This is a genomic window from Enterobacter cloacae complex sp. ECC445, assembly GCF_021892025.1.
In the GTDB taxonomy this organism is placed as follows: domain Bacteria; phylum Pseudomonadota; class Gammaproteobacteria; order Enterobacterales; family Enterobacteriaceae; genus Enterobacter; species Enterobacter chengduensis.
The window spans coordinates 1-20,084 of the sequence record NZ_JAKLRZ010000002.1; the positions used below are offsets into that span (position 1 = coordinate 1).

The 20,084-nt window shown below is 51.8% G+C and carries 18 protein-coding genes and 1 tRNA gene; 12 read left to right on the forward strand and 7 right to left on the reverse strand.

Annotated features, from left to right (window positions below):
• Positions 1-112 precede the first annotated feature (112 nt).
• The 3 genes from L6R44_RS01370 to L6R44_RS01380 all read right to left on the reverse strand — a co-directional run bounded on the left by L6R44_RS01370 (position 113) and on the right by L6R44_RS01380 (position 1,702).
• A tRNA-Tyr gene (locus L6R44_RS01370) sits at positions 113-197 on the reverse strand.
• A 157-nt stretch (positions 198-354) separates the two neighbouring features.
• Entirely contained in the window at positions 355-1,197 is an 843-nt protein-coding gene (gene purU / locus L6R44_RS01375) for a formyltetrahydrofolate deformylase (RefSeq protein WP_023335983.1), read from the reverse strand.
• 46 nt (positions 1,198-1,243) lie between these two features.
• Complete coding sequence (locus L6R44_RS01380) at positions 1,244-1,702, reverse strand: YchJ family protein (RefSeq protein WP_032641041.1); 459 nt, start codon at positions 1,700-1,702, stop codon at positions 1,244-1,246.
• A gap of 114 nt (positions 1,703-1,816) precedes the next feature.
• Between L6R44_RS01380 and rssA the strand changes: the two genes are divergently transcribed.
• The 3 genes from rssA (at position 1,817) to galU (ending at position 4,933) form a co-directional block, all read left to right on the forward strand.
• A complete protein-coding gene (gene rssA, locus L6R44_RS01385) occupies positions 1,817-2,719 on the forward strand; it encodes a patatin-like phospholipase RssA (RefSeq protein ID WP_032641040.1) in 903 nt (300 codons plus the stop codon).
• Between the two features lie 91 nt (positions 2,720-2,810).
• Positions 2,811-3,824: a two-component system response regulator RssB gene (gene rssB / locus L6R44_RS01390; protein ID WP_237422993.1), complete on the forward strand. Its 1,014-nt coding sequence runs from the start codon at positions 2,811-2,813 to the stop codon at positions 3,822-3,824.
• Between the two features lie 200 nt (positions 3,825-4,024).
• A complete protein-coding gene (gene galU / locus L6R44_RS01395; RefSeq protein ID WP_008502780.1) occupies positions 4,025-4,933 on the forward strand; it encodes a UTP--glucose-1-phosphate uridylyltransferase GalU in 909 nt (302 codons plus the stop codon).
• Between the two features lie 201 nt (positions 4,934-5,134).
• On the opposite strand, the gene hns is transcribed toward galU, so the two are convergent.
• Positions 5,135-5,548 (reverse strand): histone-like nucleoid-structuring protein H-NS, encoded by a 414-nt coding sequence (gene hns, locus L6R44_RS01400; RefSeq protein ID WP_008502781.1) that lies wholly within the window; start codon positions 5,546-5,548, stop codon positions 5,135-5,137.
• Between the two features lie 549 nt (positions 5,549-6,097).
• Here hns and tdk point away from each other — a divergent pair.
• Complete coding sequence (gene tdk, locus L6R44_RS01405; RefSeq protein ID WP_032641036.1) at positions 6,098-6,712, forward strand: thymidine kinase; 615 nt, start codon at positions 6,098-6,100, stop codon at positions 6,710-6,712.
• Positions 6,713-6,777: 65 nt separating this feature from the next.
• On the opposite strand, the gene adhE is transcribed toward tdk, so the two are convergent.
• Entirely contained in the window at positions 6,778-9,456 is a 2,679-nt protein-coding gene (gene adhE, locus L6R44_RS01410; RefSeq protein WP_028013432.1) for a bifunctional acetaldehyde-CoA/alcohol dehydrogenase, read from the reverse strand.
• A gap of 477 nt (positions 9,457-9,933) precedes the next feature.
• Here adhE and L6R44_RS01415 point away from each other — a divergent pair, with 477 nt between their 5' ends.
• From L6R44_RS01415 to L6R44_RS01445, 7 genes are all read left to right on the forward strand, one after another.
• Complete coding sequence (locus tag L6R44_RS01415) at positions 9,934-10,581, forward strand: YchE family NAAT transporter (RefSeq protein WP_032641031.1); 648 nt, start codon at positions 9,934-9,936, stop codon at positions 10,579-10,581.
• 770 nt (positions 10,582-11,351) lie between these two features.
• Positions 11,352-12,983 (forward strand): oligopeptide ABC transporter substrate-binding protein OppA, encoded by a 1,632-nt coding sequence (oppA, locus tag L6R44_RS01420; RefSeq protein WP_032641029.1) that lies wholly within the window; start codon positions 11,352-11,354, stop codon positions 12,981-12,983.
• Between the two features lie 84 nt (positions 12,984-13,067).
• Positions 13,068-13,988: an oligopeptide ABC transporter permease OppB gene (gene oppB, locus L6R44_RS01425; protein WP_008502786.1), complete on the forward strand. Its 921-nt coding sequence runs from the start codon at positions 13,068-13,070 to the stop codon at positions 13,986-13,988.
• Between the two features lie 12 nt (positions 13,989-14,000).
• A complete protein-coding gene (gene oppC / locus L6R44_RS01430; protein ID WP_025756556.1) occupies positions 14,001-14,909 on the forward strand; it encodes an oligopeptide ABC transporter permease OppC in 909 nt (302 codons plus the stop codon).
• A gap of 11 nt (positions 14,910-14,920) precedes the next feature.
• A complete protein-coding gene (locus L6R44_RS01435) occupies positions 14,921-15,934 on the forward strand; it encodes an ABC transporter ATP-binding protein (protein ID WP_237422994.1) in 1,014 nt (337 codons plus the stop codon).
• On the forward strand, positions 15,931-16,935 hold the full coding sequence (gene oppF, locus L6R44_RS01440) for a murein tripeptide/oligopeptide ABC transporter ATP-binding protein OppF (protein ID WP_237422995.1): 1,005 nt from the start codon (positions 15,931-15,933) through the stop codon (positions 16,933-16,935). The genes L6R44_RS01435 and oppF overlap by 4 nt, the downstream gene beginning before the upstream one ends.
• Positions 16,936-16,949: 14 nt before the next feature.
• Complete coding sequence (locus tag L6R44_RS01445; RefSeq protein ID WP_237422996.1) at positions 16,950-17,819, forward strand: ion transporter; 870 nt, start codon at positions 16,950-16,952, stop codon at positions 17,817-17,819.
• Between the two features lie 31 nt (positions 17,820-17,850).
• On the opposite strand, the gene L6R44_RS01450 is transcribed toward L6R44_RS01445, so the two are convergent.
• Together L6R44_RS01450 and cls are read right to left on the reverse strand one after the other, a co-directional pair.
• Positions 17,851-18,180, reverse strand: coding sequence for an HI1450 family dsDNA-mimic protein (locus L6R44_RS01450; protein ID WP_006810881.1), 330 nt, complete (start codon positions 18,178-18,180; stop codon positions 17,851-17,853).
• A gap of 33 nt (positions 18,181-18,213) precedes the next feature.
• Positions 18,214-19,674 carry a cardiolipin synthase gene (gene cls, locus L6R44_RS01455; protein ID WP_237422997.1) on the reverse strand — a complete coding sequence of 487 codons (1,461 nt, stop codon included), beginning with the start codon at positions 19,672-19,674 and terminating at the stop codon, positions 18,214-18,216.
• 158 nt (positions 19,675-19,832) lie between these two features.
• Between cls and L6R44_RS01460 the strand changes: the two genes are divergently transcribed.
• Positions 19,833-20,006 carry a YciY family protein gene (locus L6R44_RS01460; protein WP_086379783.1) on the forward strand — a complete coding sequence of 58 codons (174 nt, stop codon included), beginning with the start codon at positions 19,833-19,835 and terminating at the stop codon, positions 20,004-20,006.
• The last annotated feature ends 78 nt before the right edge of the window (positions 20,007-20,084 follow it).

Below are 20,084 nucleotides of genomic sequence, written 5' to 3' on the forward strand. Positions count from 1 at the left end.
GGGGAAGGATTCGAACCTTCGAAGTCGATGACGGCAGATTTACAGTCTGCTCCCTTTGGCCGCTCGGGAACCCCACCAGGGGTAATACACATTTTGAGGTAACGCTGAGAGATGGTGGTGGGGGAAGGATTCGAACCTTCGAAGTCGATGACGGCAGATTTACAGTCTGCTCCCTTTGGCCGCTCGGGAACCCCACCACGGGGTAATGCTTTTAACTGGCCTGCTTCCTGCTGGAAGCGGGGCGCATCATATCAAATGAGACGCCCCTGTAAAGCTTTCCTTTAGAGAAATGACGCTGTTTGCCTGCTTTTTATCCGTAAAGGCGCAAAGCTAATCAATTCATTTTCCATAAGATTAAAGAATGATGGTTCTGTTACCGTAGACAAAGACCCGCTGTGCCAGCACCTGATACAGCGCACGGCTTAACACATTTTTCTCAACGTCACGCCCGGCACGCATCATATCTTCGGCAGTGTAGGTGTGATCCACGTGAATCACGTCCTGCATGATGATGGGACCTTCGTCCAGGTTATCATTTACGTAGTGCGCGGTCGCGCCGATGATCTTCACGCCGCGTTCGTAGGCTTGGTGGTAGGGACGTGCGCCAATGAAGGCCGGCAGGAACGAGTGGTGAATGTTGATGATCTTGTTCGGGAAACGCGCCACGAAGGAGGGCGTTAACACGCGCATGTATTTCGCCAGCACGACGTAGTCAGGGTTATGCGCTTCAATGGCCTGCGCCATCAGGTCGTCGTGTTCTTCACGGGTATGCCCTTCGTGGCTTACCAGCTCGAACGGAATATCAAAGCGCTCGACCAGCGTGCGCAGCGTCTCGTGGTTACCGATTACGGCCGCAATTTCTACGTCCAGACCGCCGTAGTTGGCCTTCATCAGCAGATCGCCCAGGCAGTGTGCTTCTTTGGTCACGAGGATGACGACGCGGCGGCGGCCTGCGGGGGTTAGCTCACGCACCGAACCTTCCGGCAGCGCGCTGTCCAGATCGGCAAGCAGGGTGGTGTCGTTGAAAATCCCTTCCAGCTCGGTACGCATGAAAAAACGACCGGTGCGGTGGTCAACGAACTCGTTGTTCTGCACGATATTCAGTTCATGCTTGTAGCAAATGTTGGTAATTCGTGCGATCAGCCCTTTTTGATCGGGACAGATGGTGCGCAGAACTTTACGTTGTAATGATTGCATTGCCGGGAAATCCTGTTTGTATTTGCGAAATCTGGGTTGTCGGACGTTACTGCCCGCAACACTTTTTAAATTTTTTACCTGAACCACATGGGCAGGGATCGTTACGACCAAACTGCGGGCGCGTTCCGTCAATATAATACCACTGCCCGCTTTCCTTTAAGAAACGGGAACGCTCGATAATGGCACCCGGTTTATTATTCTCGGTAAAACGGGCGACAAAGCTGACGTAACCTTCATCAGCATGACTGCCGGTTGAGGATTCATAGACGGTAAGGCCGAGCCATTGCGTGTTCGCGAACCCGGCTTCGATATCCTGTCTGAATTCCGCAGCGCGACAGGACGGGTGCCAGGTTTTAATCAGGTAGTCTGCGTCTTTGATCACAAAAGCAGCATACCGTGAACGCATGAGGTGTGACGGCTCTGGTGCAACCCGATCGCCAGAAAGATATCGCTGGCAACATAGGCTATACTCCAGAGCGCTACCACAAGGGCAGAGTTGAGACACGATTCTCTTCCTGGAACAAAAAATAAAGGCGTTAAACGCTTCGGGTAGCACTATGTTAACTGAGCTGTTGCGTTGACGCTATGTCAGGAATCCAGGGGAAGTAAAACAGGGCTAATGAGAAAGGTTAAAATTGGACTGGCGCTGGGCTCAGGAGCAGCCCGCGGATGGTCACACATCGGCGTGATCAATGCCTTAAACAAGATGGGCATTAACGTAGATATTGTCGCAGGATGCTCAATAGGATCGCTTGTCGGCTCCGCCTACGCGTGCGGGAAGCTTCCGGAGCTTGAGACGTGGGTGCGCTCCTTCAGTTACTGGGACGTGCTGCGTCTAATGGATCTCTCATGGCAGCGTGGTGGACTATTACGCGGCGAACGCGTCTTTAACCAGTTCCGCCAGGTTATGCCTCTCGAAAACTTCACTGATTGCCAGTTGCCCTTCGGCGCCGTCGCGACGAACCTCAGCACGGGACGCGAACTCTGGCTGACCGAAGGGGATATCCATCTTGCCGTGCGGGCCTCCTGCAGTATTCCGGGGCTCATGGCGCCTGTCCCCCACAACGGCTACTGGCTTGTCGACGGTGGTGTGGTAAATCCGGTTCCCATCTCTCTGACCCGTGCAATGGGGGCGGATATTGTCATTGCCGTCGACCTGCAGCACGATGCCCACCTGATGCAACAGGACCTTATGCCGGTCAATCTCCAGAGCGAAGATACCGAGGGCGAGAAGCTGGCCTGGCACGAGCGCCTGCGCGGCAGAATCGGGCGTATGGCCGCACGTCGCTCGGTTGCCGCGCCGACGGCGATGGAAATCATGACCACGTCAATCCAGGTGCTGGAGAATCGCCTTAAGCGCAATCGCATGGCGGGCGACCCGCCAGATATTCTTATTCAGCCTTACTGTCCGCAAATATCTACCCTTGATTTCCATCGGGCTGAGGCCGCCATCGCAGCGGGCTCGTTAGCCGTCGAAAAGAAAATGGACGAACTGTTGCCTTTTGTGCAAGCAGCACGTTGAGCACCTTTTTTTGATTACTTCAGCAAAATCTGACAGGCGATAGTGCCGATCGCATGCCACTATTTAGTTACTGTCAGCCAGGGGAGGAACCATGACGCAGCCATTGGCCGGAAAACACATTTTGATTGTTGAAGACGAGCCCGTTTTCCGATCGCTACTGGATTCGTGGTTATCCTCGCTGGGAGCAATCACTTCACTGGCTGAAGATGGCATCGACGCGCTGGAAAAAATGATCGGCATTACGCCCGATTTGATGATCTGCGATATTGCGATGCCGCGCATGAATGGACTGAAGCTGGTTGAACATCTGCGTAACGAAGGCATTCAGATGCCGATTCTGGTGATTTCTGCCACAGAGAATATGGCGGATATCGCCAAAGCGTTGCGTCTTGGCGTTCAGGATATTCTGCTTAAGCCGGTTAAGGATCTGAACCGGCTACGTGAAACGGTTTTAGCGTGCCTTTATCCCAATATGTTTAATTCCCGTGTTGAGGAAGAGGAGCGTCTTTTCCAGGACTGGGATGCCCTGGTGAGTAATCCGCCTGCCGCAGCGAAACTGTTGCAAGAACTCCAGCCGCCCGTACAGCAGACTATTTCACACTGTCGCGTAAATTATCGCCAGCTGGTGGCGGCCGATCAGCCTGGACTGGTGCTGGATATCGCACCTCTTTCGGATTCCGACCTCGCGTTTTATTCTCTGGACGTGACGCGGGCGGGGGATAACGGTGTATTAGCCGCCTTACTTCTTCGTGCGTTATTTAATGGTTTGCTGCAGGAACAGTTATCCCATCAGGGACAGCGGCTGCCGGAGTTAGGCAGTTTACTCAAACAGGTTAACCAGCTTTTTCGCCAGGCCAATTTGCCGGGACAGTTCCCGCTATTGGTTGGCTATTACCACAGCGGTTTAAAAAATCTGATCCTCGTTTCAGCGGGTCTCAATGCATCACTGAATACCGGTGAACACCATATTCAGGTGAGTAACGGTGTGCCCCTTGGAACACTGGGAACGGCTTACCTTAATCAAATTAGCCACCGCTGTTCCTCCTGGCAGTGCCAAATTTGGGGCGCCGGGGGAAGGTTACGCTTAATGTTGTCCACGGAATAAGCAATTGGATCTTAATTTTAAGATTGCTTTACCTGTGATTTACGGGGAGTGCTACTATCGCTGCCCAGTTTCATGCGTATTTGTCCTAATTGATCGGCAACGCGTTCTTTTCGGACCCGGACTGCGGGGCGAGGCTGATATACTCAACGCGTTATTTATTGCATAAAAGTTCAAAACTTGAACAGCTCAGGAGAATTTGAATGGCTGCCCTAAATTCGAAAGTCAGAAAGGCCGTCATCCCGGTAGCGGGATTGGGGACCAGGATGTTACCAGCAACTAAGGCGATTCCTAAAGAGATGCTGCCTCTGGTTGATAAACCGTTAATCCAGTATGTCGTTAATGAATGTATCGCAGCTGGCATTACGGAAATTGTGCTGGTTACGCATTCATCAAAAAACTCTATCGAAAACCATTTCGATACAAGCTTTGAACTTGAAGCCATGCTGGAAAAACGCGTTAAGCGTCAGCTGTTAGAAGAAGTTCAGTCTATTTGCCCTCCGCACGTAACCATTATGCAGGTTCGTCAGGGACTGGCTAAAGGTCTGGGCCACGCTGTTATGTGTGCACATCCTGTTGTGGGTGATGAGCCCGTCGCGGTCATTCTGCCTGACGTTATTCTGGACGAATACGAATCCGATCTTTCTCAGGATAACCTGGCTGAGATGATCAAACGTTTCGACGAAACCGGTAGCAGCCAGATTATGGTTGAACCTGTTGAAGACGTAACGGCATACGGCGTGGTTGACTGCAAAGGCGTTAACCTTGAGCCGGGCGAAAGCGTACCTATGGTTGGCGTGGTAGAGAAGCCTAAAGCCGACGTAGCCCCTTCTAACCTGGCCGTTGTAGGTCGTTACGTCCTGAGCGCTGAAATCTGGCCTCTGCTGGCGAAAACGCCTCCAGGAGCGGGTGATGAGATCCAGCTGACCGATGCTATCGATATGTTGATCGAGAAAGAGACCGTTGAGGCTTACCATATGAAAGGTAAGAGCCACGACTGCGGTAATAAGCTGGGTTATATGCAGGCGTTTGTCGAATATGGTATTCGCCACAATACCCTTGGTGAAGAATTTAAAACCTGGCTCAAAGAGAGCGTAGGTATTAAGAAATAAGCCACGGCTGCAAATGTTCTAAACCGGTGAGGCGATGCCCACCGGTTTTTTTATGCCCATCACACGCCGGTAGCCCTCTAGATTGTAAGCGTTTTGAAAACACCGAATAACGCTTCATGACAGAATGTAAGGGGATGTTTGCGATAAATTTTGGTTAAAAAAAATCCCGCATTACGCGGGATTTTTCTGAATGTGGCGTGATTAGTCCTTGATCAGGAAATCATCAAGCTGTTTACCTTGCTCATCCATGGCTTTCTTGATAACAGCAGGAGTGCGACCCTGGCCAGTCCAGGTTTTAGTTTCGCCGTTCTCGTCAACGTAGCTATATTTAGCAGGACGAGCAGCACGCTTGGCTTTGGTACCGGTTTTAGCTGCAGCCATGCTGTTCAGCAATTCATTTGGATCGATACCATCAGCAATCAGCATTTCACGGTACTGCTGCAGTTTACGAGTACGCTCTTCGATTTCAGCAGCAGCAGCGCTTTCTTCTTCGCGACGTTCATTAACTACAACTTCTAATTTTTCCAGCATTTCTTCAAGCGTTTCGAGGGTGCATTCTCTTGCCTGCGCACGAAGAGTACGGATGTTGTTCAGAATTTTAAGTGCTTCGCTCATTGTAGTAATCTCAAACTTATAATGGGGGGTGGTTTGTTGACCTAATAATAGAGCCATAAATTCAGATGTGCAATAGCCAGGAATGTAAGGAATTCAAAAAATACTAAATAATGGCACTATTATTAATTACGCTAACTTAAATTTCATCCTCCGACAGTCTCGCTTGTTATCACGTAAACCTGCTTAACCCGGTCGATTGCATCTTTTTTTTGTGACATTTACCGCAGGAATTATAGTTGCGACGGATAAATATCAGCCTTTTGTATTAGTTCCCGCCCGCGATGTAAACGCTGAAATAGTTAATAAATGGTGAATTTTAATGAATGGTGATTCCACTATAAAAAGAAGTGTTATGTCTGGCTGAACATATAACATATTGGCCTGGCTGAATGCGTTTACTTCATGTTTTAACGGACTATTTTCGTTAGCAGACGGTTCCGAACTCCGCGCTGAACCGCACCCTCTGTGCGCCATATCGCTGATGACCAGACAAAATATGGTACAATGACTCATCGGGAATATTACACATTGATTAGGGTTTTACGGCCAATGGCACAACTTTATTTCTACTATTCGGCGATGAATGCCGGTAAATCCACCGCACTGCTGCAATCCTCGTACAATTACCAGGAACGAGGGATGCGCACCGTTGTTTATACGGCTGAAATTGACGATCGCTTTGGCGCAGGGAAGGTGAGCTCCAGAATAGGGCTCTCGTCGCCTGCCAGGCTGTTTAACCCGAAAACCGATCTGTTTGAAGACATTCGCACAGAACATGCTGCAAAGCCTATTCACTGTGTTCTGGTCGATGAGAGCCAGTTTCTGACGCGCGAACAGGTTCATGCCCTTTCTGAGGTGGTTGATGAGCTTGATATTCCCGTACTTTGTTACGGGCTGCGCACGGATTTCCGCGGTGAGCTTTTTGCCGGGAGTCAGTATTTGCTCGCCTGGTCTGATAAACTTGTCGAACTCAAAACGATCTGCTTCTGCGGTCGTAAAGCCAGTATGGTGCTTCGTCTCGATCAGGCCGGAAAACCCTATGCAGATGGTGAGCAGGTGGTCATAGGCGGCAATGAACGCTACGTATCGGTCTGTCGTAAGCATTATAAGGAAGCGTTGTCTGTAGGCTCTCTGACGGCCATTCAGCACGATAACAGGCAATAACGTCAGCTCAGTTATTCAGACATAAAAAAACCCGCCATAAAGGCGGGTTTTTCTTTGGCAGTCAATTAAGCGCTTTTCTTCGCTTTCTTGTCAGCTTTGATGACAGGGGCTTCTGTTTTCACAGCGGCAACGTCACCTTCTTTGAACTCACGACCGTAGTAGGTATCCAGCAGGATCTGTTTCAGTTCGGAGATCAGTGGGTAGCGCGGGTTAGCACCGGTACACTGGTCATCGAATGCATCTTCAGACAGCTTGTCTACGTGAGCGAGGAAGTCAGCTTCCTGTACGCCCGCTTCACGGATAGATTTAGGAATACCCAGCTCAGCTTTCAGGCTTTCCAGCCATGCCAGCAGTTTCTCAATCTTCGCAGCAGTACGGTCGCCCGGTGCGCTCAGACCAAGGTGGTCTGCAATTTCAGCATAACGACGACGTGCTTGCGGACGGTCGTACTGGCTGAACGCAGTCTGCTTGGTTGGGTTGTCGTTCGCGTTATAACGAATAACGTTGCTGATCAACAGGGCGTTCGCCAGACCGTGAGGAATGTGGAACTGTGAACCCAGCTTGTGCGCCATAGAGTGGCAAACACCCAGGAAGGCGTTCGCAAACGCGATACCGGCGATGGTTGCTGCACTATGAACACGTTCACGTGCTACCGGGTTTTTAGACCCTTCGTTGTAGGACGCTGGCAGGTTTTCCTTCAGCAGTTTCAGAGCCTGCAGAGCCTGACCGTCAGAGAACTCAGACGCCAGTACAGAAACGTAGGCTTCCAGGGCGTGAGTGACCGCATCCAGACCACCGAATGCACACAGTGACTTAGGCATTTCCATGACCAGGTTGGCATCAACGATAGCCATGTCTGGGGTCAGTGCATAGTCAGCCAGTGGGTATTTCTGACCGGTTGCATCATCTGTTACCACTGCGAATGGCGTCACTTCTGAACCGGTACCGGAAGTGGTGGTAACCGCGATCATTTTCGCTTTTACGCCCATTTTCGGGAACTTGTAGATACGTTTACGGATGTCCATAAAGCGCAGCGCCAGTTCTTCGAAGTGGGTTTCAGGATGTTCGTACATGACCCACATGATTTTCGCGGCGTCCATTGGGGAACCACCACCCAGTGCAATAATCACATCTGGTTTGAAGGAGTTAGCCAGCTCAGCGCCTTTGCGCACAACGCTCAGGGTAGGGTCAGCTTCAACTTCAAAGAACACTTCAGTTTCAACGCCAGCCGCTTTCAGCACAGAGGTGATCTGGTCAGCGTAGCCGTTGTTAAACAGGAAACGGTCAGTCACGATGAGCGCACGCTTGTGGCCATCAGTAATCACTTCATCCAGCGCGATTGGCAGAGAGCCACGGCGGAAGTAGATAGATTTCGGAAGTTTGTGCCACAACATGTTTTCAGCTCGCTTAGCAACGGTTTTCTTGTTGATCAGGTGTTTTGGACCAACGTTTTCAGAGATGGAGTTACCACCCCAGGAACCACAACCCAGAGTCAGGGAAGGTGCGAGTTTAAAGTTGTACAGGTCACCGATACCACCCTGAGAAGCAGGGGTGTTGATCAGGATACGGGCAGTTTTCATCATCTGACCGAAGTGGGCAACACGCTCTGGCTGGTTATCCTGGTCGGTGTACAGACATGATGTGTGACCGATACCGCCCATGGCAACCAGCTTCTCAGCTTTCTCTACCGCGTCTTCGAAATCTTTAGCACGGTACATGGCAAGCGTTGGAGACAGTTTTTCATGTGCAAACGGCTCGCTTTCGTCAACAACTTTCACTTCACCAATCAGGATCTTAGTGGTTGCCGGAACGGTAAAGCCTGCGAGTTCAGCAATTTTGTAGGCTGGCTGACCCACGATAGCGGCGTTCAGCGCGCCATTTTTCAGGATGATATCCTGAACTGCTTTCAGCTCTTTGCCCTGCAGCAGGTAGCCGCCGTGGCTGGCGAAACGTTCGCGAACGGCATCGTATACGGAGTCGACAACAACAACAGACTGTTCAGATGCACAGATTACGCCGTTATCGAAGGTCTTGGACATCAGTACAGATGCAACGGCACGTTTGATGTCAGCGGTTTCGTCGATGACAACAGGAGTGTTACCTGCGCCCACGCCGATAGCGGGTTTACCGGAGCTGTATGCCGCTTTAACCATGCCAGGACCACCGGTCGCCAGAATCAGGTTAATGTCAGGGTGATGCATCAGGGCATTGGAGAGCTCAACGGAAGGTTGGTCGATCCAGCCGATCAGGTCTTTTGGTGCACCCGCAGCGATAGCCGCCTGCAGGACGATATCCGCAGCTTTGTTGGTTGCGTCTTTGGCACGCGGATGTGGAGAGAAGATGATTGCGTTACGGGTCTTCAGGCTAATCAGTGATTTGAAGATAGCAGTAGACGTTGGGTTAGTCGTTGGAACGATACCGCAGATGATACCGATAGGTTCAGCGATGGTGATAGTACCGAAGGTGTCGTCTTCGGACAGCACGCCACAGGTTTTCTCATCTTTATAGGCGTTGTAGATATACTCGGAAGCAAAGTGGTTTTTGATCACTTTATCTTCGACAATACCCATGCCGGATTCGGCAACGGCCATTTTAGCGAGAGGGATTCGAGCATCTGCAGCAGCCAGTGCGGCCGCGCGGAAGATTTTATCAACCTGTTCTTGGGTGAAATTGGCATATTCACGCTGGGCTTTTTTAACGCGCTCGACGAGGGCGTTCAGTTCAGCGATATTAGTAACAGCCATAATGCTCTCCTGATAATGTTTAAACTCTTTTAGTAAACCAGCGCTCGATACGTCACACAGTATAGACAGAGCCGATACGACTTGCGTAACACAAAGTAAAACAATGAGTTACTTTGTGCGTCGGCACACTAATTTACTAAAAGAGCCTTACCTTAGCATCATCCATTTTTTCAGGTGACCTCCCTGGGGGCGTAACCAAGATTACTCACTTCTGGGTACGAAAATCATGATCTGTGTCAATTTTCCCCCAAGCTGATACCTTTCAGCAGGGTTATTTTGTGCTGATTTTTCCAGTGTTAAATAATTAAGTAAGTATTGGAAGTGGCGCTATCATTGATTATACATATGTTTAACATCCTGAAATGATAACGTTTTGGTACAGATTTCAAGTGAAGTGTGCTGATAAAAAGGGTATCTTCAGCGCGATTTCTCACGACAAATTGTCAATCCAGGGCATGTGTATAAGCGGAGCAAAACGTGATCCAAACGCTCTTTGATTTTCCAACGTATTTTAAATTTTTTATTGGTTTGTTTGCCCTGGTCAACCCGGTGGGGATCATTCCTGTCTTCATTAGTATGACGAGTTACCAGACGGCGGCGGCCAGGAATAAAACCAACCTCACCGCGAACCTGTCAGTGGCCATCATCTTGCTCACCTCGCTTTTTCTGGGGGACGCCATTCTTCAGATCTTCGGGATCTCAATTGACTCTTTCCGCATCGCGGGTGGGATCCTGGTCGTGACCATCGCCATGTCGATGATCAGCGGTAAGCTGGGTGAGGATAAACAGAACAAGCAGGAGAAGTCAGAAACCGCTATCCGCGAAAGTATTGGCGTGGTGCCGCTGGCTTTACCGCTGATGGCCGGACCTGGTGCCATCAGTTCAACCATTGTCTGGGGTACGCGCTACCATAGCCTGATGCACCTGATTGGCTTTTCCGTCGCCATTGCGCTTTTCGCGCTCTGCTGTTGGGGCGTATTCCGCATGGCCCCCTGGCTGGTGCGCTTGTTAGGCCAGACCGGTATTAACGTCATAACGCGTATCATGGGCCTGCTGCTGATGGCATTAGGCATTGAATTCATTGTCACGGGTATTAAAAGCATTTTCCCCGGTTTGCTGCACTGATATTTCATATGAAAGAACGGAGCAGCGGCTCCGTTTTTTTACGTCATTATCAGTAAATCCTATAACTAAAGTTGAAATGCTCACATGTCATAATAAATTCTACTAATAATGTTCATTACTTGTATTTCAATAAGTTATTAATTCCCTCTCAAATCGCCTGCGCAGAAAATCTTCAATCGCTCTGTTATTTTACTCACATGATACTCTGGGGCTTGCTGAGAGATAACCGAAATGATATTAGTAATTTCAACATTCCCCTAGATGAATGTGCTAAATAATAATCAGTTGTTAATTTTTTGTACAAAATCACTCGATGATAGCGCAGCGACGCGCTCGTAGAGAAAATTTTCTCTATCTTATTGAATATCATGTTTTTTTAATGATGTTTGATGTCCGGCATGGCTGCCCTCAACGATGCGGTACTCACCGTAAAAGAGAATTGCTTAACAAATTTGCAAAATGTATTGGCGCGCGTTTACGCCATTTGATACTTTCCGGCCTACTATTTTGCAGCATAAAACAAGCAGATGAGAATTATTGTCATAGGGTTCTCTTCTCAGGTATCCAGCGCAGGTCTCAAACAGGGGAGGCCTGTGAAGAATCGACGCAAGACGGCCATACGAGCGGTCAGTAATAAAAAAGTCGGTGATAGCAAGCAGTAAAAGAAGAACCTGACAGCAGCAAAAAAAACTCCTGCGCTGTACAGGCCCCAACAGGGGATTACACAGCTGGCGAAGGCCAGTCATTATAATGAGTGGAGTACCAACACAATGTCCATCATCACAAAAAAAAATCTGGTAGCGGCGGGGATTTTAACTGCGCTAATCGCGGGGAACGCTGCAATGGCTGCGGACGTTCCTGCAGGTGTTCAACTGGCGGAGAAGCAGACGCTGGTGCGTAACAACGGTGCGGAAGTTCAGTCTCTTGACCCGCACAAAATTGAAGGTGTTCCTGAGTCTAACGTTAGCCGCGACCTGTTCGAAGGCCTGCTGGTGACTGACGTAGACGGCCACCCGGCACCGGGTGTGGCAGAAAAATGGGAAAACAAAGATTTCAAAGTCTGGACCTTCCATCTGCGCAAAGATGCGAAATGGTCTGACGGTACGCCGGTCACGGCTGAAGATTTCGTTTATAGCTGGCAGCGTCTGGCGAATCCAACCACCGCCTCTCCGTATGCGAGCTACCTGCAATATGGCCATATTGCCAATATTGATGACATCATCGCGGGCAAAAAACCGGTAACCGATTTGGGCGTGAAAGCGATCGATGCCAATACCTTTGAAGTGACGTTGAGCGAACCTGTTCCGTACTTCTATAAGCTGCTGGTTCACCCGTCCGTTTCCCCGGTACCAAAATCCGCCGTAGAAAAATTTGGTGAAAAATGGACCCAGCCTGCCAATATCGTGACCAACGGTGCCTATAAGCTGAAAGACTGGGTGGTCAACGAACGTATGGTGCTTGACCGTAACCCGCAGTATTGGGATAACGCAAAAACCGTTATTAATCAGGTTACCTACCTGCCAATTTCGTCCGAAGTGACTGACGTCAACCGCTACCGCAGCGGTGAAATCGACATGACCTATAACAACATGCCGATTGAGCTGTTCCAGAAACTGAAAAAAGAGATCCCTAAAGAAGTTCACGTCGATCCGTACCTGTGCACCTACTATTATGAAATCAACAATCAGAAAGCACCGTTCACCGACGTACGTGTCCGTACCGCGCTGAAGCTGGCGCTGGATCGCGATATCATCGTGAATAAGGTGAAAAACCAGGGCGATCTCCCGGCATACAGCTACACCCCTCCTTATACCGATGGCGCAAAACTGACCGAGCCAGACTGGTTCAAACAGACGCAGGAACAGCGTAACGCGGAAGCGAAGAAACTGCTGGCCGAAGCGGGCTATACCGCGGATAAGCCGCTGACCTTCAGCCTGCTGTACAACACGTCAGACCTGCACAAAAAACTGGCTATCGCCGTCGCGTCGATCTGGAAAAAGAACCTGGGCGCGAACGTGAAGCTGGAGAACCAGGAGTGGAAAACCTTCCTCGACAGCCGTCATCAGGGCACCTTTGACGTGGCGCGTGCAGGCTGGTGTGCGGACTATAACGAACCGACCTCCTTCCTGAACACCATGTTGAGCGACAGCTCGAACAACACCGCTCACTATAAGAGCCCGGCGTTCGACAAGCTGATTGGCGACACGCTGAAAACCACTGACGAAGCACAGCGTACAGAACTGTACTCTAAAGCCGAGCAGCAGCTGGATAAAGATTCCGCGATCGTTCCGGTTTACTACTACGTTAACGCCCGTCTGGTGAAACCGTGGGTAGGTGGATACACCGGTAAAGACCCGATGGATAATATCTACGTTAAAAACTTGTATATTATCAAGCATTAATGGCAATGAGTGGGGCGGGCATGCTCGCCCCACGGTGTCTAACCAACGTCACATAATATAGGCACACGCCAGAAGGTACGGGCAATGTTGAAATTTATCCTACGTCGCTGTCTTGAAGCGATTCCAACGCTATTTATTCTCATCACGATTTCCTTCTTCATGATGCGCCTTGCGCCGGGAAGTCCATTCACCGGTGAGCGTACGCTGCCGCCAGAAGTCATGGCGAATATCGAAGCGAAATACCACTTAAACGATCCTATCTCCACTCAGTACTTCAATTATCTGAAGCAGCTGGCTCACGGCGATTTTGGACCGTCATTTAAATACAAAGACTATTCCGTTAACGACCTGGTGGCGTCCAGCTTCCCGGTTTCGGCGAAGTTGGGTGCTGCGGCATTCATTCTGGCCATCGTTTTCGGGGTCACCGCAGGCGTTATCGCCGCGCTCAGACAAAATACCAAATGGGATTATGCCGTAATGGGGGTGGCAATGACCGGGGTAGTGATACCCAGCTTCGTTGTCGCGCCATTACTGGTGATGATATTTGCCATCACGCTGAAGTGGCTGCCGGGCGGCGGCTGGAACGGCGGGGCATTGAAGTTCATGATTTTGCCGATGGTGGCATTATCTCTGGCGTACATCGCCAGTATTGCGCGTATCACCCGTGGATCAATGATCGAAGTGCTGCACTCAAACTTCATTCGTACCGCGCGCGCGAAAGGGCTGCCGATGCGTCGGATTATCTTCCGCCACGCGCTCAAGCCGGCGCTGTTGCCCGTGCTTTCGTACATGGGACCGGCATTTGTCGGGATCATCACCGGGTCGATGGTTATCGAAACAATCTACGGCCTGCCGGGCATTGGCCAGCTGTTCGTTAACGGCGCGCTCAACCGCGACTATTCGCTGGTGCTGAGCCTGACCATTCTTGTCGGTGCGCTCACCATTCTCTTTAACGCTATCGTCGATGTGCTGTATGCCGTCATCGATCCGAAAATCCGTTACTAACTGGAGCACGCCATGATGTTGAGTAAGAAAAACAGCGAGGCGCTGGAAAACTTCAGTGAAAAACTGGAAGTGGAAGGTCGTAGCCTCTGGCAGGATGCGCGCCGTCGCTTTATGCATAACAGGGCTGCGGTTGCCAGCCTGATAGTCTTGGTGATCATCGCGCTATTCGTAACCCTGGCACCGATGCTGTCGCAGTTTACCTATTTCGATACGGACTGGGGCATGATGTCCAGCGCGCCGGATATGGAATCAGGCCACTATTTTGGCACGGACTCCTCGGGGCGCGATCTGCTGGTGCGCGTTGCTATCGGTGGCCGTATTTCGCTGATGGTAGGTATCGCTGCCGCGCTGGTGGCGGTGATCGTCGGGACGCTCTATGGCTCACTGTCCGGCTACCTTGGCGGCAAAGTGGACTCGGTGATGATGCGTCTGCTGGAAATCCTGAACTCCTTCCCGTTTATGTTCTTCGTCATCCTGCTGGTGACCTTCTTCGGTCAGAATATCCTGTTGATCTTCGTGGCCATCGGGATGGTTTCCTGGCTGGATATGGCGCGTATTGTTCGCGGCCAGACGCTGAGCCTTAAGCGCAAAGAGTTTATCGAAGCCGCACAGGTCGGCGGCGTCTCTACCGGGAATATCGTGGTTCGCCATATCGTTCCTAACGTGCTGGGCGTGGTAGTGGTCTATGCCTCGCTGCTGGTGCCAAGCATGATCCTGTTCGAATCTTTCCTGAGCTTCCTCGGTCTGGGTACGCAAGAGCCGCTGAGCAGCTGGGGCGCGCTGCTAAGCGATGGTGCCAACTCAATGGAAGTGTCACCGTGGCTGCTGTTATACCCGGCTGGCTTCCTGGTCGTTACCCTGTTTTGTTTTAACTTTATCGGCGATGGCCTGCGTGATGCCCTCGACCCGAAAGACCGTTAAGGAGCGCCGTCATGACAATTATTGAAACGGCCACTGCGCCACTGGTGCAACAGCAGAATAATCTTCTGCTGGACGTGAAAGACCTCCGCGTGACCTTTAAAACGCCGGACGGAGATGTAACCGCCGTCAACGATCTCAACTTCAACCTGCGCGCGGGCGAAACGCTGGGGATCGTGGGTGAATCCGGCTCCGGAAAATCTCAGACCGCCTTTGCGCTGATGGGCCTGCTGGCCGCTAACGGAGTGATTGGCGGTTCTGCAAAATTCAACGGCCGTGAAATTCTCAACCTGCCGGAACACGAGCTGAACAAGCTGCGCGCTGAGCAGATCTCGATGATTTTCCAGGACCCGATGACCTCACTGAACCCGTACATGCGCGTCGGTGAGCAGCTGATGGAAGTCCTGATGCTGCACAAAGGCCTGGGCAAAGCCGAAGCCTTTGAAGAGTCGGTCAAAATGCTGGATGCGGTGAAAATGCCGGAAGCGCGCAAGCGCATGCGCATGTTCCCGCACGAGTTCTCTGGCGGTATGCGTCAGCGCGTAATGATTGCAATGGCGCTGCTGTGCCGGCCAAAACTGCTGATTGCCGACGAACCGACCACCGCGCTGGACGTGACCGTTCAGGCGCAAATTATGACCCTGCTGAACGAGCTGAAGCGTGAGTTCAACACGGCGATTATCATGATCACCCACGACCTGGGCGTGGTGGCGGGCATCTGTGACAAAGTGCTGGTGATGTACGCCGGTCGAACCATGGAATACGGCAAAGCGCGCGACGTGTTTTATCAGCCTGCGCACCCGTACTCGATTGGCCTGCTGAACGCGGTGCCGCGTCTGGATGCGGAAGGGGAATCCCTGCTTACCATTCCGGGCAACCCGCCAAACCTGCTGCGTTTGCCAAAAGGCTGTCCGTTCCAGCCGCGCTGCCCGCACGCGATGGAAATCTGCAACAGCGCGCCGCCGCTGGAAGAGTTTGCACCAGGCCGTCTGCGCGCCTGCTTTAAGCCGCAGGAGGAGCTGGTATGAACGCATTAGATGAAAAACGCAACGTGCTGCTCGAAATCGCTGACCTTAGGGTGCATTTCGATATCAAAGACGGCAAACAGTGGTTCTGGCAGCCGCCGAAGACCCTGAAAGCGGTAGACGGCGTTACGCTGCGTCTGTACGAAGGGGAAACCCTGGGCGTGGTGGGCGAGTCCGGCTGCGGTAAATCAACCTTTGCGCGTGCGATTATCGGTCTGGTCAAAGCCACCGACGGTAAGGTCGCCTGGCTGGGTAAAGATCTGCTTGGCATGAGGCCCGACGAGTGGCGCGAGGTGCGCAGCGATATCCAGATGATTTTCCAGGATCCGCTGGCGTCATTAAACCCGCGTATGACCATCGGTGAGATTATTGCCGAGCCGCTGCGGACCTATCATCCAAAGATGTCTCGTCAGGAAGTGCGCGACCGCGTGAAGGCGATGATGCTGAAAGTCGGCCTGTTGCCTAACCTCATCAACCGCTATCCGCACGAATTCTCCGGCGGTCAGTGCCAGCGTATCGGCATTGCCCGTGCGCTGATCCTCGAACCGAAGCTCATTATCTGCGATGAGCCGGTTTCCGCGCTGGACGTGTCCATTCAGGCGCAGGTGGTTAACCTGCTGCAGAAGCTGCAGCGCGAAATGGGGCTGTCGCTGATTTTCATCGCGCATGACCTGGCCGTGGTAAAACACATCTCTGACCGCGTGCTGGTAATGTACCTGGGCCATGCCGTGGAGCTGGGCACCTATGACGAGGTGTACCACAATCCACTGCATCCTTACACCAAAGCGCTGATGTCGGCGGTGCCGATCCCCGATCCCGACCTGGAAAAGAATAAGACCATCCAGCTTCTGGAAGGGGAATTGCCTTCCCCGATTAACCCACCGTCAGGCTGCGTGTTCCGCACGCGCTGCCCAATGGCCGGGCCGGAATGCGCGAAAACGCGACCGGTTCTGGAAGGCAGTTTCCGACATGCGGTTTCCTGCCTGAAAGTAGACCCGTTATAATCGCAAGGGCTGACATGATGTCAGCCCTTATTATTTGCGAGGTTACTGTGTCGCGTTTATTCACGTCCGCCCGCCGGCGGCTCTATCATTTTTTATTCGATCCTGAAACGGTATCCGGACGACGCTTTGAAGGGCTTTGCGGTTTGTTTGCGCTACTCAGCGTGGTGGTCATCTTTATTGAATCGGGTGCCGGGACGCAATATCACCTGACGTATGACGAATGGCATATCTTTGTCTGGCTTGAGCTGGCGATAACCCTGGTCTTTACCGCTGAATATCTCCTCAGAGTGATAGCCTGGCCCAACCCGGCCAGGTATGTTTTTAGCTTCTGGGGCTTTATCGATTTAGCCACCATCCTGCCGCTCTATGTGATGTGGCTGTGGCCGGAGATTAGCCTGAGCTATGTCTTTGCCTGGCGAGCCATGCGCGTGATTCGCGTATTACGTATTCTGAAGCTACTGCGTTTTATGCCGTCTTTACGCGTGTTCTGGAGTGCGATCGTCAGCGCGCGGCATCAGCTGATCCTGTTCTACTCGTTTATTGCCATTGTCATGATTGTTTTTGGCGCGCTGATGTATTTAATCGAGGGGCCAAAATATGGCTTTACGACGCTCAACGCGTCCGTCTACTGGGCGATTGTGACCGTCACGACCGTGGGTTACGGTGATATTACTCCCCATACGCCGCTGGGCCGCATTGTGGCTTCAGTGCTGATTTTGATTGGCTATTCGGTGATTGCCATTCCGACCGGGCTTATTACCACGCACATGAGCAGTGCATTTCAAAGCCGCAAACAGCTGCGCAAATGTCCGCATTGCCAGCAGGGCGAGCATGAACATGACGCGCGCTTTTGTCACCGCTGCGGCAGCGAATTGCCGGAGTAAATAAAAAAGGCTGCAATCGCAGCCTTTTTTACTATTCGCGCCAGAGTATATGGCACAGCTTATGGTCTTTCTCACGACACAGCAGGACGCGCGCAAAAATATCGTTAATTTCGCCGCCATCTTCATCGGCCAGCCCAATCACCACTTCGGCAAAGAAGTCAGGATTCAGGTCGAAGTCCACGTGTTCAGCCCAGTCTTCTGAAGGGTCGAACAATTCGGCGCCGCCGCGCTCTTCGAACTGCAGATTGAAGAGGATCACGTCTGCGGGATCGAGGTTATCAACCGCCAGTTCGAGAAAAATGTCATAGGCCTGCTCGAGCGTTTCGTCTTCGGTCAGGCGATTGTTCAGATCCATTTCCATGATGACTACCTGTTTAACATCGTTGGGCACGTTTTACAGCAACGGACTAAAGAAGTAAAACAGTCGTTCAGCAATTCTCTGCCACAGCGGACGTTTTACCCACAGTCTGGCATCCAGCAGCCGCGAACGGGAGATATAGTCATCCTGAACCGCCGCGAGGTCACCGCCAAAACCGGCGTCATCAATCACCAGCGTGATTTCAAAGTTGAGCCACAGGCTGCGCATATCCAGGTTGACCGTGCCCACCAGGCTCAGCTCACCGTCAACGAGAACGCTCTTGGTGTGGAGCAACCCGCCCTCGAACTGGTAAATTTTCACCCCTGCGGCCAGCAGCTCGCTAAAGAATGCCCGGCTGGCCCAGCCCACCAGCAGGGAGTCATTTTTACGCGGCAGAATGATACTCACATCGACGCCGCGCTGCGCCGCGGTACAGATCGCGTGCAGAAGGTCATCGCTGGGAACAAAGTAGGGCGTCGTCATGATCAGATAGTCACGCGCCGAGTAGGTTGCCGTCAGCAGCGCCTGATGGATCAAATCCTCCGGGAAGCCCGGCCCGGAAGCAATGGTATGAATGGTGTGACCGCTGGCCTCTTCAAACGGCATAATATTGCCGTCCGGCGGGGGCGGCAGAATACGCTTGCCGGTCTCTATCTCCCAGTCGCAGGAGTAAACGATGCCCATCGAGGTGGCAATCGGCCCCTCCATTCGCGCCATCAAGTCAACCCATTGCCCAACGCCCGAGTCCTGTTTGAAGAAGCGCGGGTCAACCATGTTCATACTGCCGGTGTAGGCAATATAGTTATCGATCATGATCATTTTGCGATGCTGGCGAAGATCCATCCGGCGCAGAAACACGCGCAGAAGATTTACCTTCAGCGCTTCGACCACTTCGATCCCGGCATTGCGCATCATGCCCGCCCAGGGGCTACGGAAAAACGCCACGCTGCCCGCAGAGTCCAGCATCAGGCGGCAATGAATACCGCGTCGCGCGGCCGCCATCAGGGACTCAGCGACCTGGTCGGCCATTCCTCCTGGCTGCCAGATATAAAAAACCATCTCGATATTATGACGCGCCAGCTGAATATCGCGGATTAGGGCCTGCATGACGTCGTCGGACGAAGTCAGCAGCTGCAGCTGATTGCCCTTAACGCCGCCAATCCCCTGGCGGCGTTCGCACAGCTTAAACAGTGAGGAGGCGACGCTGCTGTTCTCCTCGGCAAAAATATGTTTGCAGGCTTTGAGGTCGTTCAGCCACTTCGCGGTTGAAGGCCACATGGCGCGGGCCCGCTCGGCGCGGCGTTTACCCAGATGAAGCTCACCGAATGAGAGATAGGCAATAATTCCCACCAGCGGGAGGATGTAAATGATCAGAAGCCAGGCCATGGCAGAGGGTACGGCTCTGCGCTTCATCAGGATGCGTAAGGTCACACCCGCGATTAACAGCCAGTATCCCAGAATGACCAGCCAACTCACCACGGTGTAGAAGGTTGTCATAGATAAAAAATCCTTTTGAAAGCGTATTGTTATGAGTGTACGCATCAGGATTCATCTGGCAAATAAAAACGCCAGGTAAAAGCGCTGGTTTGCCGCCGGGTTGGGTTTATAATGGCCTTTCTTTTAAAAGAAATAGTGTTAGAGAAAGAGTTGTAGACATGAAGCGCAGTAGAACTGAAGTAGGGCGCTGGCGCATGTTGCGACAGGTGAGTCGTCGCAAGGCTCGTTGGCTGGAAGCACAATCCCGCCGCAATATGCGTATTCACGCCATCAGAAAATGTGGATTGACCCGGCACCGCAACGCGTTGCTGTTCGCCGTCCAGGATATCTGAAAACCATGAGGGCACCGTAATGGTGCCCGCTGATTTTTATAGGGTCTGATTTTTGGGAATAGCGTATTTGCAGCGTTG

Bases quoted from the DNA above. Each gene is read 5' to 3' on its own strand.
- purU (WP_023335983.1), bottom strand. From the start codon at position 1,197: ATGCAATCATTACAACGTAAAGTTCTGCGCACCATCTGTCCCGATCAA.
- rssA (WP_032641040.1), top strand. From the start codon at position 1,817: ATGAGAAAGGTTAAAATTGGACTGGCGCTGGGCTCAGGAGCAGCCCGC.
- rssB (WP_237422993.1), top strand. From the start codon at position 2,811: ATGACGCAGCCATTGGCCGGAAAACACATTTTGATTGTTGAAGACGAG.
- galU (WP_008502780.1), top strand. From the start codon at position 4,025: ATGGCTGCCCTAAATTCGAAAGTCAGAAAGGCCGTCATCCCGGTAGCG.
- hns (WP_008502781.1), bottom strand. From the start codon at position 5,548: ATGAGCGAAGCACTTAAAATTCTGAACAACATCCGTACTCTTCGTGCG.
- tdk (WP_032641036.1), top strand. From the start codon at position 6,098: ATGGCACAACTTTATTTCTACTATTCGGCGATGAATGCCGGTAAATCC.
- adhE (WP_028013432.1), bottom strand. From the start codon at position 9,456: ATGGCTGTTACTAATATCGCTGAACTGAACGCCCTCGTCGAGCGCGTT.
- oppA (WP_032641029.1), top strand. From the start codon at position 11,352: ATGTCCATCATCACAAAAAAAAATCTGGTAGCGGCGGGGATTTTAACT.
- oppB (WP_008502786.1), top strand. From the start codon at position 13,068: ATGTTGAAATTTATCCTACGTCGCTGTCTTGAAGCGATTCCAACGCTA.
- oppC (WP_025756556.1), top strand. From the start codon at position 14,001: ATGATGTTGAGTAAGAAAAACAGCGAGGCGCTGGAAAACTTCAGTGAA.
- L6R44_RS01435 (WP_237422994.1), top strand. From the start codon at position 14,921: ATGACAATTATTGAAACGGCCACTGCGCCACTGGTGCAACAGCAGAAT.
- oppF (WP_237422995.1), top strand. From the start codon at position 15,931: ATGAACGCATTAGATGAAAAACGCAACGTGCTGCTCGAAATCGCTGAC.
- L6R44_RS01445 (WP_237422996.1), top strand. From the start codon at position 16,950: ATGATGTCAGCCCTTATTATTTGCGAGGTTACTGTGTCGCGTTTATTC.
- L6R44_RS01450 (WP_006810881.1), bottom strand. From the start codon at position 18,180: ATGGAAATGGATCTGAACAATCGCCTGACCGAAGACGAAACGCTCGAG.
- cls (WP_237422997.1), bottom strand. From the start codon at position 19,674: ATGACAACCTTCTACACCGTGGTGAGTTGGCTGGTCATTCTGGGATAC.
- L6R44_RS01460 (WP_086379783.1), top strand. From the start codon at position 19,833: ATGAAGCGCAGTAGAACTGAAGTAGGGCGCTGGCGCATGTTGCGACAG.